Source organism: Elusimicrobiota bacterium (genome assembly GCA_026388095.1).
Classification (GTDB): Bacteria; Elusimicrobiota; Elusimicrobia; order UBA1565; family UBA9628; genus UBA9628.
Map to the genome: position 1 here is coordinate 62,405 of JAPLKL010000078.1, position 12,963 is coordinate 75,367.

15 protein-coding genes and 1 pseudogene are annotated in these 12,963 nt (G+C 68.3%); 9 read left to right on the forward strand and 7 right to left on the reverse strand.

What is annotated here, in order from left to right:
• Positions 1-75: 75 nt before the first annotated feature.
• The 5 genes from NTY77_19930 to NTY77_19950 are packed head-to-tail and all read right to left on the reverse strand — an operon-like array spanning position 76 to position 4,631.
• Positions 76-1,089: an alpha/beta hydrolase gene (locus NTY77_19930; protein MCX5797766.1), complete on the reverse strand. Its 1,014-nt coding sequence runs from the start codon at positions 1,087-1,089 to the stop codon at positions 76-78.
• The gene (locus NTY77_19935; GenBank protein ID MCX5797767.1) at positions 1,090-1,992 is read right to left on the reverse strand and encodes an N-acetylmuramic acid 6-phosphate etherase; all 903 of its coding nucleotides are present in this window, start codon (positions 1,990-1,992) and stop codon (positions 1,090-1,092) included. It lies immediately after the preceding gene.
• Position 1,993: 1 nt separating this feature from the next.
• A complete protein-coding gene (locus NTY77_19940; GenBank protein MCX5797768.1) occupies positions 1,994-2,896 on the reverse strand; it encodes an alpha/beta fold hydrolase in 903 nt (300 codons plus the stop codon).
• Positions 2,893-3,348, reverse strand: a complete 456-nt coding sequence (locus tag NTY77_19945) for a nucleoside-diphosphate kinase (GenBank protein ID MCX5797769.1) — start codon at positions 3,346-3,348, stop codon at positions 2,893-2,895. Before NTY77_19945 ends, NTY77_19940 begins: the two co-directional genes overlap by 4 nt.
• A 17-nt stretch (positions 3,349-3,365) precedes the next feature.
• Positions 3,366-4,631, reverse strand: coding sequence for a hypothetical protein (locus tag NTY77_19950; GenBank protein ID MCX5797770.1), 1,266 nt, complete (start codon positions 4,629-4,631; stop codon positions 3,366-3,368).
• 141 nt (positions 4,632-4,772) lie between these two features.
• On the opposite strand from NTY77_19950, the gene NTY77_19955 reads away from it, so the two are divergent.
• From NTY77_19955 to NTY77_19990, 8 genes are all read left to right on the forward strand, one after another.
• Entirely contained in the window at positions 4,773-5,576 is an 804-nt protein-coding gene (locus tag NTY77_19955) for a hypothetical protein (GenBank protein MCX5797771.1), read from the forward strand.
• 72 nt (positions 5,577-5,648) lie between these two features.
• A complete protein-coding gene (locus tag NTY77_19960) occupies positions 5,649-6,038 on the forward strand; it encodes a response regulator (protein MCX5797772.1) in 390 nt (129 codons plus the stop codon).
• Between the two features lie 3 nt (positions 6,039-6,041).
• A complete protein-coding gene (locus NTY77_19965) occupies positions 6,042-6,434 on the forward strand; it encodes a response regulator (protein ID MCX5797773.1) in 393 nt (130 codons plus the stop codon).
• 5 nt (positions 6,435-6,439) lie between these two features.
• Positions 6,440-7,969: a lysine--tRNA ligase gene (lysS, locus tag NTY77_19970; protein MCX5797774.1), complete on the forward strand. Its 1,530-nt coding sequence runs from the start codon at positions 6,440-6,442 to the stop codon at positions 7,967-7,969.
• Complete coding sequence (locus NTY77_19975; GenBank protein ID MCX5797775.1) at positions 7,966-9,282, forward strand: ABC transporter permease; 1,317 nt, start codon at positions 7,966-7,968, stop codon at positions 9,280-9,282. Before lysS ends, NTY77_19975 begins: the two co-directional genes overlap by 4 nt.
• Positions 9,216-9,926 carry an ABC transporter ATP-binding protein gene (locus NTY77_19980; protein ID MCX5797776.1) on the forward strand — a complete coding sequence of 237 codons (711 nt, stop codon included), beginning with the start codon at positions 9,216-9,218 and terminating at the stop codon, positions 9,924-9,926. The genes NTY77_19975 and NTY77_19980 overlap by 67 nt, the downstream gene beginning before the upstream one ends.
• Positions 9,923-10,816, forward strand: a complete 894-nt coding sequence (gene ilvE, locus NTY77_19985; protein ID MCX5797777.1) for a branched-chain-amino-acid transaminase — start codon at positions 9,923-9,925, stop codon at positions 10,814-10,816. The genes NTY77_19980 and ilvE overlap by 4 nt, the downstream gene beginning before the upstream one ends.
• A gap of 1 nt (position 10,817) precedes the next feature.
• Positions 10,818-11,603, forward strand: a complete 786-nt coding sequence (locus NTY77_19990) for an exodeoxyribonuclease III (GenBank protein ID MCX5797778.1) — start codon at positions 10,818-10,820, stop codon at positions 11,601-11,603.
• 32 nt (positions 11,604-11,635) lie between these two features.
• Here the strand turns inward: NTY77_19990 and NTY77_19995 are convergent, their stop codons facing one another.
• Positions 11,636-12,301 (reverse strand): DUF4143 domain-containing protein, encoded by a 666-nt coding sequence (locus tag NTY77_19995; GenBank protein MCX5797779.1) that lies wholly within the window; start codon positions 12,299-12,301, stop codon positions 11,636-11,638.
• Between the two features lie 27 nt (positions 12,302-12,328).
• On the opposite strand from NTY77_19995, the gene NTY77_20000 reads away from it, so the two are divergent.
• Positions 12,329-12,535, forward strand: coding sequence for a hypothetical protein (locus tag NTY77_20000; GenBank protein ID MCX5797780.1), 207 nt, complete (start codon positions 12,329-12,331; stop codon positions 12,533-12,535).
• Here the strand turns inward: NTY77_20000 and NTY77_20005 are convergent.
• Positions 12,512-12,637 (reverse strand): annotated as a pseudogene (locus tag NTY77_20005) (AAA family ATPase). The gene NTY77_20000 and the pseudogene NTY77_20005 overlap by 24 nt on opposite strands.
• Positions 12,638-12,963 lie beyond the last annotated feature (326 nt).

The following is a 12,963-nucleotide window of genomic DNA, read 5'->3' on the forward strand; positions in this document are numbered from 1 at the left end:
TGCCAGGCGCTTCGTTTTTTGGCGGGGGCCCGGGGACCCAGGCTGAGCGCTTCTCTTGGCCTAGGCTGTGCTGGGCTAAAGTACCCGGTCCGCGGAGAGCCGTTTCGACAGAAGAGCCAAGGACACGTCCCAGCGCGCGGCCAGGTCGAAGTGGCCGAGGCCGTGCTCCTCGTAGGTGTGCTTCACGCCGAGGCCCTTGAGGACTTGGGAGAACTTGCGCGCGCCCAGGTGCAGGTGGAACTCGTCGCGCGTGCCCGCGTCGAAGAAGAGCGTCTTGAGCTTCTTGAGGTTGGCGCGGGACTTGGCGGCGGCCGCCACCGGATCGAGCGCCTTCCAGCGCGCCCACACCTCTGGGATGACCTCGGCGGTCCGGGGGTCGCAAGGCAGGTCGAACCCGGTCTTGCTCTTCGGGTTGGGCGAGTAGCAGGCGGACATGCCCGCCAGGTTGACCAAGGCGTGGTCGAAGCCGTCCTTGTCGCGCGCGGCGCGGAACTCCTTGAGGAAGCGCTCCATGGACCCGCCGTAGCGGCCCAGGGCCGTGACGGCTCTGAGGATGTCCGGCCCGTAGCAGGCCTCGAAGAGCATGTCCCCGCTGTGGCTGGCGACATGCCCGAACACGTCCGGATGCCGCATGGCCAGCGTCAAGGCCCCGAAGCCGCCCGAGGATTTTCCGACCACGGCCCGGCCCTCGGGCTTGGAGCTGATGGTCATCTTGTCCTCGAAGAAGCCGATGAGCTCCGAGATGATGTGCGTCTCGTAGCGCCCGGTGGCCGAAGAATCCAGGTACTGGCTGCCGCCAAAGGCGGTGAAGCAGTCCGGCATGATCAGCACGCATTCCTTGGCTTTGCCCTCGGCGATGAGGCGGTCGAAGCGCTCCGGCAGGTTCTCCCGCCAAGGATGGAAATTGGTCATGGTCCGGCCCGTGCCCGTGAAGCCCGCCAGGCAGTAGATGACCGGATAGCGGCGGCCGCGGACCTTGGCGTAGGAAGGCGGCATGTACACCGGGACCTGGCGCAGGCGCGGGTCGCCCAGGGGGTTGTCCTTGAGCACGAGGCTGCCGACTGATTCGACCTGGACCTTGCCGAACACTTACAGCTCCAAAGCCTTGCGCAAAGAACCGTCGCAGCAGGCCAAAAGCTTGCGGGCCTGCGGCGCGGTCAGCTCTTTGCGGGCCATGACCACCGCGGTCTTCACGCTCCAGCCCGACGATCTGAACAGGCCCCGGGCCCGGGCGGGGGTGGTCTTGCTCAGCTCCGCGATGATGCGTTCTCCGCGCAGCTTGAGCTTGTGGGAGGTGGGCCTCAAGTCCACCATCCAGCGGTCGTAGACCTTGCCCAGCAGGATCATGGTCCCGGTGGTCAAGGTGTTCAAGACCAGCTTGGCCGCGGTGCCGGACTTCATGCGCGTCGAACCGGCCACCACCTCGGGGCCCACGTCGGGCGCGATAGTGAGCTCCGCGGGATTGCCCGGCGGCCTGCCGTTGGATGTGACGAGGATGGTGCCGCAGCCTTGCCGCCGGGCCGCCTTCAAAGCGGCCCGCACGAAGGGCGTGACCCCGGAGGCGGCGATGCCCACCACCGCGTCGTCCTTGCCCAGCCTGGAGACGGCCTTGGCTCCGGCTCGGGGGTCGTCCTCGGCCCCTTCCTTGGAGCGGAAGACCGAGCTCTTGCCGCCGGCCATCACGGCCCGGATCTCGCGCGAGGTCGTGCCGTAGGTCGGGGGGCACTCGGCGGCTTCCAAAACGGCCAGGCGGCCGCTGGTGCCGGCGCCGATGAAGACCACCGTGCCTCGGCGGCGCAGGCAGCCGGCGAGCATCTCCATCCCGCGCGCGATGGCGCGGCTCTGGCGGCTGACGGCGGCGGCTACGAGCGCGTCTTCCCGGTTGATGGCTTGGGCTATGCCCAGGGCGCTGCGGCGGTCGATGTGCCGCGTGCGCGGATTGGGCCGCTCCGTGGGCAGCCGGGCGTAGACGCGCGGGGAGAAATGGGGCATGTTATTCGGAGGCGGGCGGAGCGTCCGGGGCCGGCGCGGGCGGCTCGGCGCCTTCCTCCTCATCGAACGTGTCCGTGGAGGACTGCACCCCGGCGGCGGCGGCGCTGGAAGCCGCGACTTCGGGTTTGACGGGGCTGCCGATCCAGTCGAAGAGCTGGCCGATCATCGGGCCGCGCAGCATCTTGGTGCCGTGCTCGGTGGGCGCCAGGACCATGGTCAGCTTGCGCTCCCCGACGGACATCCTGGCGAAGGACTGCAGGATCGGGATGCCGCTGGCCGTGCTCTTATCCGCCTCGGAATACATCATGAGCAGGGGGCGGTCCTTGTAGGCGCGCAGGGCGTTGACGGCGGTGACGCTCTGATACTGCATGCGCGGCGAGAGCATGGCGACCATGGGGACCTTGGGATGCAGGGCGGCGTAGCGCAGGGCCAGGCTGCTGCCCACGTCCGCGCCGATGAGGCCGATCCGGTCCTCGGGCACGCCTTGGCCGGCGAGATAGGCGACGCCGGCCTCCACGTCCGCCACCATGTTGAGGTACTCGTTGTATTTCTTGACGCCGTTGAAATCCTTGTCCACGATGAACTTGAGCCACGCGGCGGGCTTGCCGTCGGGGCCGACGCGGCTGTCGCCGTGGCCGCGCAGGTCGACGGCGAGGTAGCCGTAGCCGCGCTTGAGCAGCGGCCGGCCGACCCGGTACCAGTCTTCCTTGCGGCCTCCCGTGCCGTGCAGCAGCAGGAAGCTCATGCGGCCTTCCTGGGGCGGGTTGTACTTGGCCTTGAGCTTCCAGCCGTCCCTGGTGGTGACGTCTACGAGCAGCCCGGGGAAGACCAGGGGTTTGGCCGGGGCCGCGGCCCCGGCCGAGGCGGCGGCTCCCAGCAGGGCCGCGAGGAGCAGGCGCCTCATGGCAGGATCTCTCCGTCCTTGAACCAGAGGGCGACCTCACGCGCCGCGTCGGCGGGATTGGCCGAGGCGTGCAGGACGTTCTCGAACTGCCCCGCGGTGGTCACGCGCCCGAAGGAGCCGCGGATGGTGCCGGGCGCCGCGGCCTCGGGGTTGGTGGCGCCGGCGACCTCGCGGACCTTGGCGATGCATCCCTCGCCGCGGTAGACCAGCGCCAGGACGCGGTGGTCGGCCAGGCCGTGGAACTCGCCGCGGATGTACTTTATGAGGTTGGGGTAGAAGGGCTTGCCCAGGTGCTCGGCGTAGTGCTTCTCGGCCAGTTCCGTGGAGACGCTGACCATCTTGGCCGCGACCATCGCCAGGCCGGCCGCGTCGAGGCGGTCTATGGTGAGGCCGGTCAGCTTGCGGTGGAGCCCGTCCGGCTTGATGAGGATGAGGGTCTGTTCGATGGACATGGAGGGATTCTATTCAATTAGCGGACGCAGCGGAAGCCCCCGCAGATGCCGCCGCAGGAGTAGGGCTCGCCACAGCCGAAGTTGCCGAAAGCGCCGCAGGCCGGGTCCGAGGCCCAGTTGCCGGGCCAGTCCGCGCCGCCGCAGCAGCCCCAATAGGGCTGGCGCTCTGCGACCGTGCCCAGCTTGTCGCCGGCATAGGTCGCGTTGCGCCACGCCCCGCCCGCGCTCTGACAGCAGGCCGCGCATTTCATCTCCTTCTCGTAAACGGCCCTCTCCTCGGCCGTGGGGCCGTGGCTCGAGAGCTGGAGGCCGGCCGGCCGCTCCGCCGGCTGCGCCGCCGGGGCGGCCTGCGGCGCGGGCTCCGGCCGGGCTTGCGGCTGGAACGCGGGGACGGGCTTGGGCTCGGGCTCAAGCGCGCGCGGCAGCGCGAACAGCTCGGAAGGCTCCGGCCCCGGCGCGGGCGGCGGGGCTCGGAAAGACCCGGGCAGTTGTCCGACTCCGACCAAGGCTCCGCCGAGCTCATCGTCCGACGCGATGAGGTCGCGCAGCAGGGCGATGGCGCCGGCCTGTTTGAACGCGTCGCCCTTGAGCGGCTGGCGCGCCACGCGGCCGTACTGGTCCATGAACTCCATCTGGTTGCCGGCGGGCTCTATCATGCTGCCCTCGGAGCGCCAGATGAGCAGCCGCTCCTTGACCAAAGGCGTGCGCGCCGGGCCGGGAGCCGCGGCGCCGAAGGCGATGAACTTGTCCACCACGGCGTCCTCCGGGGCGCCGGCGCCGGCCTCCTGGATGGCGGCCCAGGCCGCCGCGGCCTGGCGGCCGTCAACGACGAGCACGACGCGGGCCTGCGCCTCGCGGGCCTTGGCGAGCTGGACGGCCAGGGCCCGCTGGCGCCGGCGCCGCTCCGAGGCCCAGGCCAGGCCTTGCTCGTGCCAGTCGCAGACCAGGCGCGACTGGCCGAAGAGCTCGCCGCGCCGCCGGTCGTGCTCGGCCTGGCGGCCGCCGCGCTGGAGCGCGGAGAGCAGCGGCCACCAAAGGGGCCGGCGCTCCGGGGGGTCGAACCAGGTCGGCTCGGGCTCGCCGGTGACGAGTATGCGCAGCACGCGTCCGGCGGGCGGGGTGTCGCCCGCGGTCCAGGAGGCGAGGAGGGCGTCGAGCCCTCGGTCGAGCGCCTCGCGCTGGGCGGCTTGGGCGGCGGTGTCGCGCTGGATGAGGGCGATGATCCCGCCGCCGGCCAGCGCCGCGAGGCAGACGTTGAACGTCAGGTAGAGCGGAGCCCTCATCCCGGCAATTATGCGACATCAGGGAGGGGTCCTCCAAGGGCCGGATCGGCCGGGGCCGTCAGGACGCCGGACGTTCGCCCAGGGATATCAAAGCTTTGTCAAAGTCATCTGGTATTGTATGATTGAGGCTGCGGACCCCCCATGGCTGACGAAGCGATCCGATACGTGGTCCTCCTGCGCAAGCCGGAGCAGCTCGATCCCCATGCCCTGGCCGAGGCCCTGGCGCGCCACCGGGGCTGCCCGACCCTGGACGCCGTTCCCGCGGCCCGCTCCTGCTGGGGCATCCTGGGGGAGGGACAGGATGAATCAGCGGCCAAGGACGAGGCCGCGGCCCTGACCGCGGCCGGCTTCGCGGCGCTCGCCTTGCCGCGCAATCTCTTGGAGGACCCGGCTCCGCCGGCCCCCGTGGTCAAGGGCGAGCTGGGGGAGGAAAAGCCGGCTTTCTGCACCGCGGCAGGCGAGCGCCTCCCGGTCGTGAGCCCTATCCTCCTCTGCGCCACCGTCATCAAACGCAGCGTGACTCAGACCATCAAGGTCCAGAAGGACATCGGCTTCACGGACAAGGCCCTGCAAGTGGGCCTGCTCATGGCCACGGGACTGCCCATCCGGACGTCCCGGCTGAGGAAAGAGGAGGACAAGATCGTCGTCACTTCCGAGCTCCAGGGCGTCCTGGACCTCATCCTCACAGCTCCGTCCCGCCGCCTGCGCGTGCTCTCCGATGACTTCGACTACTCCTGCCTCAAGGAGGAGAAGACCTACGATACTTTGAGCAATTTCCGCCTCCTGGCCCGCCGGCTGGCCGGGCTATGGCCCGAGGCGGGGCGCAACCGCGGCCTGAGCTTCATCTTGGCGGGCAAGCCCCAGCGGGACATGGGCTACGAGTCCTTGGCGGACCTGGAGCGCGAGACCCGCTGGCTCCTGACCTTGCGGGCCATCCGGCCCTAGCCGGCCTCGGCGCGTTCTAACTCAGGCCCGATCTTGTTTGACGCCCCTGGGGCAAACTGTTAGAATCCTGCCGTGGCCCGCATCATGATCGTCGACGACGAGCGCGACGTCGTGACCTTGCTCAAATTCCTGCTCGAGCGCGACGGGCACCTCGTCACCACGGCCTACGACGGCGCCGACGCCCTGGCCAAGCTGGGCGTCGAGCCCGCCGACCCGGCGTCCCCCGTCCCGGACCTGGTCGTCGTCGACCTGATGATGCCCGTGCTCGACGGCCTCACGCTCAGCGCGCGCCTGGCCGGCGCCGAACGCACCAAGGCCGTCCCCCTCATCATCCTGACCGCCAAGGGCGAGATGTGCGACGTCTTCCAGGGCACCGCGAACGTGGCCTGCTGCATGGAGAAGCCCTTCGACCCCAAGAGCCTGCGCGAGCGCATCAACGCGGCCCTCGCCAAGAAGAAGTAGCCCGTGGGCAACATCCTCGTCGTAGACGACGAGCCCGAGATCGTCACCTTGCTGCGCTTCCTCCTGGAGAGGGAGGGCCACGCCGTGGCCGCGGCCACCAACGGCCAGGACGCCCTGCAGGCCCTCGGCCTGGAGCCCGTGGACCCCGCGGTCAAGCTCCCGGACCTGATGATCCTCGATATCATGATGCCGGTCATGGACGGCTTCACTCTCAACAGCCGACTGCAGGACTTCCCGGGGGCCAAGGACCTGCCCGTCATCGTCCTGACCGCCAAGGGCCAGAAGATGCGCGACCTCTTCCAGAGCTCGCCCAACGTGGCGGCCTACGTGCAGAAGCCCTTCGACCCCAAGATGCTGCGCGACCTCATCGCCGGGATCCTCGCGCGCAAGAAGTGACCCCTATGACCACGCCCGCGACCACGCCCGAAGAGGGCGGTTCCCTCGAAGACATCCTCTCCGCCAAGCGCGCCAAGGTGGCGGAGCTGCGCGCCCGGGGCGTCGACCCCTATCCCCCGCGCAGCAGCAAGACCCATTCCACGGCCGACGTCCTGCGCCTGGGCGAGCCCCTCTCCGGCTCCGACCGCGCCAGCGAGAGCGTGTCCTGCGCCGGGCGCGTCCTGCAGCTGCGGGACATGGGCAAGTCCATCTTCGCGCACCTGGCCGACTCCGCGGGCCGCTGCCAGGTCTACTTCAAGAAGGACGCCCTGTCCGAGCCCGAGTTCCTGCTGGCCAAGAAGGACCTCCAGGTCGGGGACTTCATCGCGGTCTCCGGCGGCGTGTTCAAGACCCGGACCGGGGAGACCACCGTGGCCGTGGCCGCGCTCGTCCTGCTGGCCAAGGCCCTGCGGCCCATGCCGGAGAAATGGCACGGCCTCAAGGACGTGGAGCTCCGCTACCGGCACCGCCACCTCGACCTCATCGCCAACCCCGACGTGCGGGAGAAGTTCCGCCAGCGCTCCGTCATCGTGAGCACGATCCGCCGGACCATGGACCGCAGGGGCTTCCTGGAGGTGGAGACGCCCATCCTCCTGCCCCAGGCGGGCGGCGCCTCGGCGCGGCCCTTCCATACCCATCACAACGCCCTGGACGCCGACCTGGTGATGCGCATCGCCACCGAGCTCTACCTCAAGCGCCTCATCGTCGGAGGCTTCGAGCGGGTCTACGAGATCGGCCGCATCTTCCGCAACGAGGGCATCGACACCCGGCACAACCCCGAGTTCACCATGATGGAGGCCTACCAGGCCTACACCGACTACAACGGGATGGCCGAGCTCTTCGAGTCCTTGGTGGCCGAGTGCGCCGAGGCCCTGAAGATCTCCGAGGTCTCCTACGGCGAGCATAAGATCTCGCTCAAGCCTCCCTTCCGGCGCTTCTACCTGCCCGAGCTCTGGAAGGACCGCTGCGGAGCCCCGATCGAGGAGGTCCTCAAGGGCAAGGGCTTCGACCGGCCCGCCCTGCTGGCCCTGGCCGCCAAGCTGGGCGTGCCCGCCGGCGAGAAGACCCCGGGCGCCAAGGTCTTCGAGCGCGTCTTCGACGCCAAGATCATGCCCCTGCTGGACCAACTCACCTTCGTCTTCGACCATCCCACGGCCATCACGCCCCTGGCCAAGCTCAAGCCCGGCTCCCAGGGCCTGGTCGAGCGCTTCGAGTGCTTCGCCGGGGGGCAGGAATACGCCAACGCCTACACCGAGCTCAACGATCCGCAGGACCAGACCGAGCGCCTCCAGGAGCAGGCCCGCCAGCGCCGCGAGGAGGGCGACGAGGAGGCCGACGTCCTCGACCAGGACTTCGTGGAGGCCATGGAGTGCGGCATGCCGCCCATGGGCGGCATCGGCGTGGGCATCGACCGTCTGGTGATGCTCCTGACCGGCCAGCCCTCCATCCGCGACGTCATCCTGTTCCCCACCCTCAAGCGGACCGAGGCTCCTTGAGCTTCGAGCTGTTCATCGCCTGGCGCTACCTCAAGGCCGAGCGCAAGGGGCTCTTCGCCGTGGTCACCACGGCCATCGGCGTGGCCGGCGTCATGGTGGGCGTGGCCGCGCTCATCACCACGCTCTCGGTCATGAACGGCTTCCAGACCGACATCCAGAAGAAGGTCATCGGCGCCCAGGCGCACCTCATGGTCTACGGGGCGCGCACGGCTGAGGAGTTCGACCGCGCCGCGCGGGTCATGCGCTCCGACCCGGAGGTCAGCGCCACCGCGCCGTTCGTCATGGGCCAGGCCATCCTCTCGGTCGGCGACCGCACCATCGGCATCGTGATGAAGGGGCTCGACCCGGAGCAGGAGTTCAAGGTCAACAGCCTCGCCGCCTCCGTGACCGAGGGCTCCTGGAAGGGCCTCAAGCCGCAGGGCAAGGGCCTGCCGGGCATCGTGCTCGGCGAGGAGCTGGCCCGGGCCGTGGGCGTCTGGGTGGGCGGGCAGGTGGTCCTGGTCTCGCCCAAGAGCGTGGCCACGCCCTTCGGCATGATTCCCAAGATGCAGAAGTTCGAGGTCAAGGGCCTGCTGCACACGGGCTACTACGAGTACGACAGCACCACCGGCTACGCGGACCTCGCCGCGGCCGCGAAGTTCTTCGGGGTGGAGGCCGGGGCCACGGGGCTCAGCGCCCGCCTGCGCGACCTCGACTCCGCCCAGGCCGTGGCCCAGCGCCTGCGCGCCCGCTTCGGGCCGGGGTACCTGGTGCGCACCTTCAACGACATGAACCGCACGCTCTTCGCCGCGCTCAAGCTCGAGAAAGGGGTCATGTTCATCATCCTGACGCTGATCACCTTGGTCGCCTCGCTCAATATCGCCTCGACCTTGATCCTGCGCAGCGTGGAGAAGACCAAGGACATCGGGCTCTTGAAGGCCATGGGCGCCACGCCCCGGCAGATCCGGCGCATCTTCTGGATCGAGGGCTCCATCGATCCGGCGCATCTTCTGGATCGAGGGCTCCATCATCGGCGGGGCGGGCGTGGCCATGGGCCTGGTCCTGGGGCTGATCCTCTGCTTCGTCATCTGGCGCTTCCCCATCGTGGAACTGCCCTCCGACATCTACTACCTCTCGCGCGTGCCGGTCGCCGTCGAGCTCTGGGACGTGGTCGCGGTCATCGCCATGGGCGCGCTGCTCTCGCTGCTGGCCACGGTCTATCCCGCTTTCCGCGCGGCCAAGGTCAATCCCGTGGAGGCCATCCACTATGGCTGAGCCCGCCCTGGAGGCCAAGGGCCTGCGCAAGTCCTACGGCTCGGGCGAGGCCGCGGTGAGCGTGCTCAAGGGGCTCGACCTGTCCGTGGGGGCCGGCGAATACGTGGCCGTGCTGGGCCCGAGCGGCTGCGGCAAGTCCACCTTGCTCAACGTGCTGGGGCTCATGGACGTGCCGGATACGGGCGAGATCCTGTTCGGGGGGCGGCCGACCGTGGCCATGCCGGAAGAGGAGCGCTCGCTGCTGCGCAACGAGGCCCTGGGCTTCATCTTCCAGTTCGACTCGCTGCTGCCCGAGTTCACCATCCTGGAGAACGTGCTCATGCCCGCCCGCGTGGCCATGGCCTGCGGCCGCAGCCCGGAGTCCCTGGCCCAGGCGCGGGACCGGGCCCTGGCCCTCCTGCGCGGACTGGGCCTGGAGCCCCTGCGCGACCGCTTCCCGGTGCAGACTTCGGGCGGGGAGCGCCAGCGCGCGGCCCTGTGCCGGGCGCTGATCAACCGCCCCGCCCTGCTCCTGGCCGACGAGCCGACCGGCAACCTCGACCGCAAGAACGGGGAGCGGGTGTTCCAAGACCTCAAGGACCTGGCCCGCGAGCACGGCACGGCCGTGGTCATGGTGACCCACAACGAGGCGGCCTGCCGCTGGGCCAGCCGCATCGTGCACATGAGCGACGGCCTCATCTCGGAGGGGGCCGCCCCCGCGTGAAGATCTACATCGACGGCGAGTACTTCAGCCGGGCCGCGGCCAAGGTCTCGGTCTTCGACCACGGCCTGCTCTACGGAGACGGCGTCTTCGAGGGCATCCGCGCCTACGCCGGGCGCATCCTGCGCCTGGAGGACCACCTGCGGCGGCTCAAGGAGTCGGCGGACGCCATCTACCTGGCCTTGCCCATGCCGCTGGCGGACATCGGGGCCGCGGTGGTGGAGACGGTGCGCGCCAACAAGCTGCGCGACGCCTACATCCGCCTGCTCCTGACCCGGGGCGTGGGCGACCTCGGCCTGGATATGCGCAAGTGCCGGCAGGGCTCGACGCTGATCGTCATCGCGGACAAGATCGAGCTCTATCCCGCGGAGGTCTATGAGAAGGGCCTGACGCTGATCACCTCGTCCTACCGGCAAAAAAGGCGCGACCAGGTCCCGGCCACGGTGAAGTCCCTCAACTATCTGCTCAACGTGCTGGCCCGGGCCGAGGCCACGCGCGCCGGCGCCCAGGAGGCGATCCTGCTCAACGCCGAGGGCCAGGTGACGGAGTGCACGGGCGACAACATCTTCTTCGTCGTGGACGGGCGCGTCAGCACGCCGCCGGTCTCGGCCGGCCTGCTGGAAGGCGTCACCCGCCGGCTGGTCATGGAGCTGGTGGCCGAGCATATGGGCCACGAGGTCGCCGAGCGCGAGACCACGGTCTCCGACCTCTGCCGCGCCGACGAGGTGTTCCTCACGGGCACGGGGGCCGAGGTGGTGGGAGGGGTCAGGATCGACGGCCATGTCATCGGCGGGGGCAAGGCCGGGCCCGTGACCAAGCGCGTCATCGCGCTGTTCCGGGACTACGCGCGGGAGCACGGCACGCCGGTCTATCCGGAGCCCAAGAAGAGGTAGCTTGGTGGCCAAGAAGGGTCTGACCTTGCTCTCCTGGAACGTCAACGGGGTGCGCGCCGCCTACAAGAAGGGACTGCTGGGGTGGCTCAAGAACGAGTCCCCCGACATCCTGTGCCTGCAGGAGACCAAGGCCCAACTGGACCAGTTGCCCGAGGACCTGGCCGAGCCCAGGGGCTATCAAGCCGTCTGGCACTGGGGCGAGCGCAAGGGCTATTCCGGGGTGGCCACCTTCCACAAGAAGACCCCTCTGGACCTGCGCAAGGGATTCGATATGCCCGAGTTCGACGGGGAGGGGCGGGTCCTGACCTCGGTCTACGAGGACTTCGTGCTCTTCAACATCTACTTCCCCAACGGCCAGAAGGACGAGACGCGCCTGAGATTCAAGCTGGACTTCTACGAGGCGTTCTTGCAGGTCGTGGACCGCTGCCGCGCGCAGGGCGAGGACCGCATCATCGTCTGCGGGGACGTCAACACCGCGCATCGGGAGATCGACATCGCGCGGCCCAAGGAGAACAGCACGGTCTCGGGCTTCCTGCCCGTGGAGCGGGCCTGGATAGACAGGCTGCTGGCCCACGGCTTCGTGGACAGCTTCCGGGAGTTCGAGCCGGGGGGGGAGCACTACACCTGGTGGGACCCCATGACCCGGGCGCGGGAGCGCAACGTGGGCTGGCGGCTGGACTATTTCTTCGTGACCGAGAACCTGCGGCCGCGCCTCAAGCGCGCCTTCATCCTCGATTCGGTGCCGGGCTCGGACCACTGTCCGGTGGGCATCGAGCTGGCCGTCTGAGGCCAGGCGGGCGGCGGCGGGACATCTACTGGCTAGATGATCTCGCCCGCCCCAAGCCTCTTCAGGAACGTCCCCCAAGGCAGGATTGCGATCCCGTTGAGAACTCGGGGCTTTGCGTCCAAGGATACGATGATGGAATGTTTGGTTTTGTATTCTTCGGCAAACGCCTTGAGTCCCTTGCAATGATGGGACGCCGCCTGCTCCGTCCCTTTGACCTCGATGGCGACTTGATGATCCCCGAGGATGAAGTCCACCTCGAGTTGGGAGGCCGTGTGCCAATAGGAGATGGGATAGTGAAGGCCGGAGTAGTGGCTATGGGCCGCCAGTTCCTGGTAGATGAGATGCTCGAAGGCCTTGCCGAAAGCCTCGCTGCGCGGCAAAATCTGCCCGCGCTTGAGCAGGAAGTTCGCCAGCCCGACGTCGAAGAAATAGAAGCGGGGAGCTTGGATCACACGCCTCTTGGGACGCTTCTGGAACGAGGGGACAAAACGTGCTATCAGAGTGTCTTCCAGTATCTGGAAATACTGCTTGACGGTCGGCGCGCTCACGCCGCACTCGGCGGCGATGTTCTGATAGTTGGCGGTCTCGCCGTTGCTGAACGCCGACGACTCGAGGAAGCGGCTGAAGGCCGGGATGTTGCGCGTCAGGGCCTCCGCGGAGGTCTCTTCTTTCAGGTAATTCCCGACATAAGCCTCCATGAGCCCCCGCGGCTTGGCGGCTTGGTAGTGGCGGGGGAGGAGACCGTTGTTGAGTGCGCGCAGCAGGTCAAAATCCGGGATCTCCGGATAGACCAGAGGGAAAAGCTCGAAGCGCAGCGCCCGACCACCCAGAAGGTTGGCGCCGACGATCAGCCATTGGACTTCGTCGAGCAGCTCCGGGATCTTCTGGACCTCATCGATGACGACGGGCCTGCTTCCGGGGGGCTCGGCTAGGAGCTCCTCGCGCAGCAGCGACGGGCGCGTCCGCAGGCGGCCGTATCCGTCGGAAAGCAGAAGATCATAGCGCGGTGAGTCCGGGAAGAGCTCCTTAAGCAGGGTGCTCTTGCCGGTCTGACGCGCCCCCCACAGGAAGCAGGATTCCGTCCCTCTGTCAGCTAAAAGTTATTTTCTTTTATACATGATAATCGAAGGCTTATATTTGTCGTAGCATCAGGCTAAATAATGTCAAGGCCTGGGCCGCAAGACCACTGCGGCCGACGACGGGCCCTACATATCATACGAGGACCCCCCTGTTTTGTTCCGCGTCTTCTCTCCTGCAAGCACTGGGCGCGGAAAATGGTCTATAAGTGGGTCAACCGGCGCAGCCCCCTCTAAAGGTCCTAGGACGCTTGGCCCCGGCTTTCTGGGGCTGCCGGCTCATG

Bases quoted from the DNA above. Each gene is read 5' to 3' on its own strand.
- NTY77_19980 (MCX5797776.1), top strand. From the start codon at position 9,216: ATGGCTGAGCCCGCCCTGGAGGCCAAGGGCCTGCGCAAGTCCTACGGC.
- NTY77_19945 (MCX5797769.1), bottom strand. From the start codon at position 3,348: ATGTCCATCGAACAGACCCTCATCCTCATCAAGCCGGACGGGCTCCAC.
- NTY77_19940 (MCX5797768.1), bottom strand. From the start codon at position 2,896: ATGAGGCGCCTGCTCCTCGCGGCCCTGCTGGGAGCCGCCGCCTCGGCC.
- NTY77_19995 (MCX5797779.1), bottom strand. From the start codon at position 12,301: ATGGAGGCTTATGTCGGGAATTACCTGAAAGAAGAGACCTCCGCGGAG.
- NTY77_19950 (MCX5797770.1), bottom strand. From the start codon at position 4,631: ATGAGGGCTCCGCTCTACCTGACGTTCAACGTCTGCCTCGCGGCGCTG.
- lysS (MCX5797774.1), top strand. From the start codon at position 6,440: ATGACCACGCCCGCGACCACGCCCGAAGAGGGCGGTTCCCTCGAAGAC.
- NTY77_19935 (MCX5797767.1), bottom strand. From the start codon at position 1,992: ATGCCCCATTTCTCCCCGCGCGTCTACGCCCGGCTGCCCACGGAGCGG.
- NTY77_19955 (MCX5797771.1), top strand. From the start codon at position 4,773: ATGGCTGACGAAGCGATCCGATACGTGGTCCTCCTGCGCAAGCCGGAG.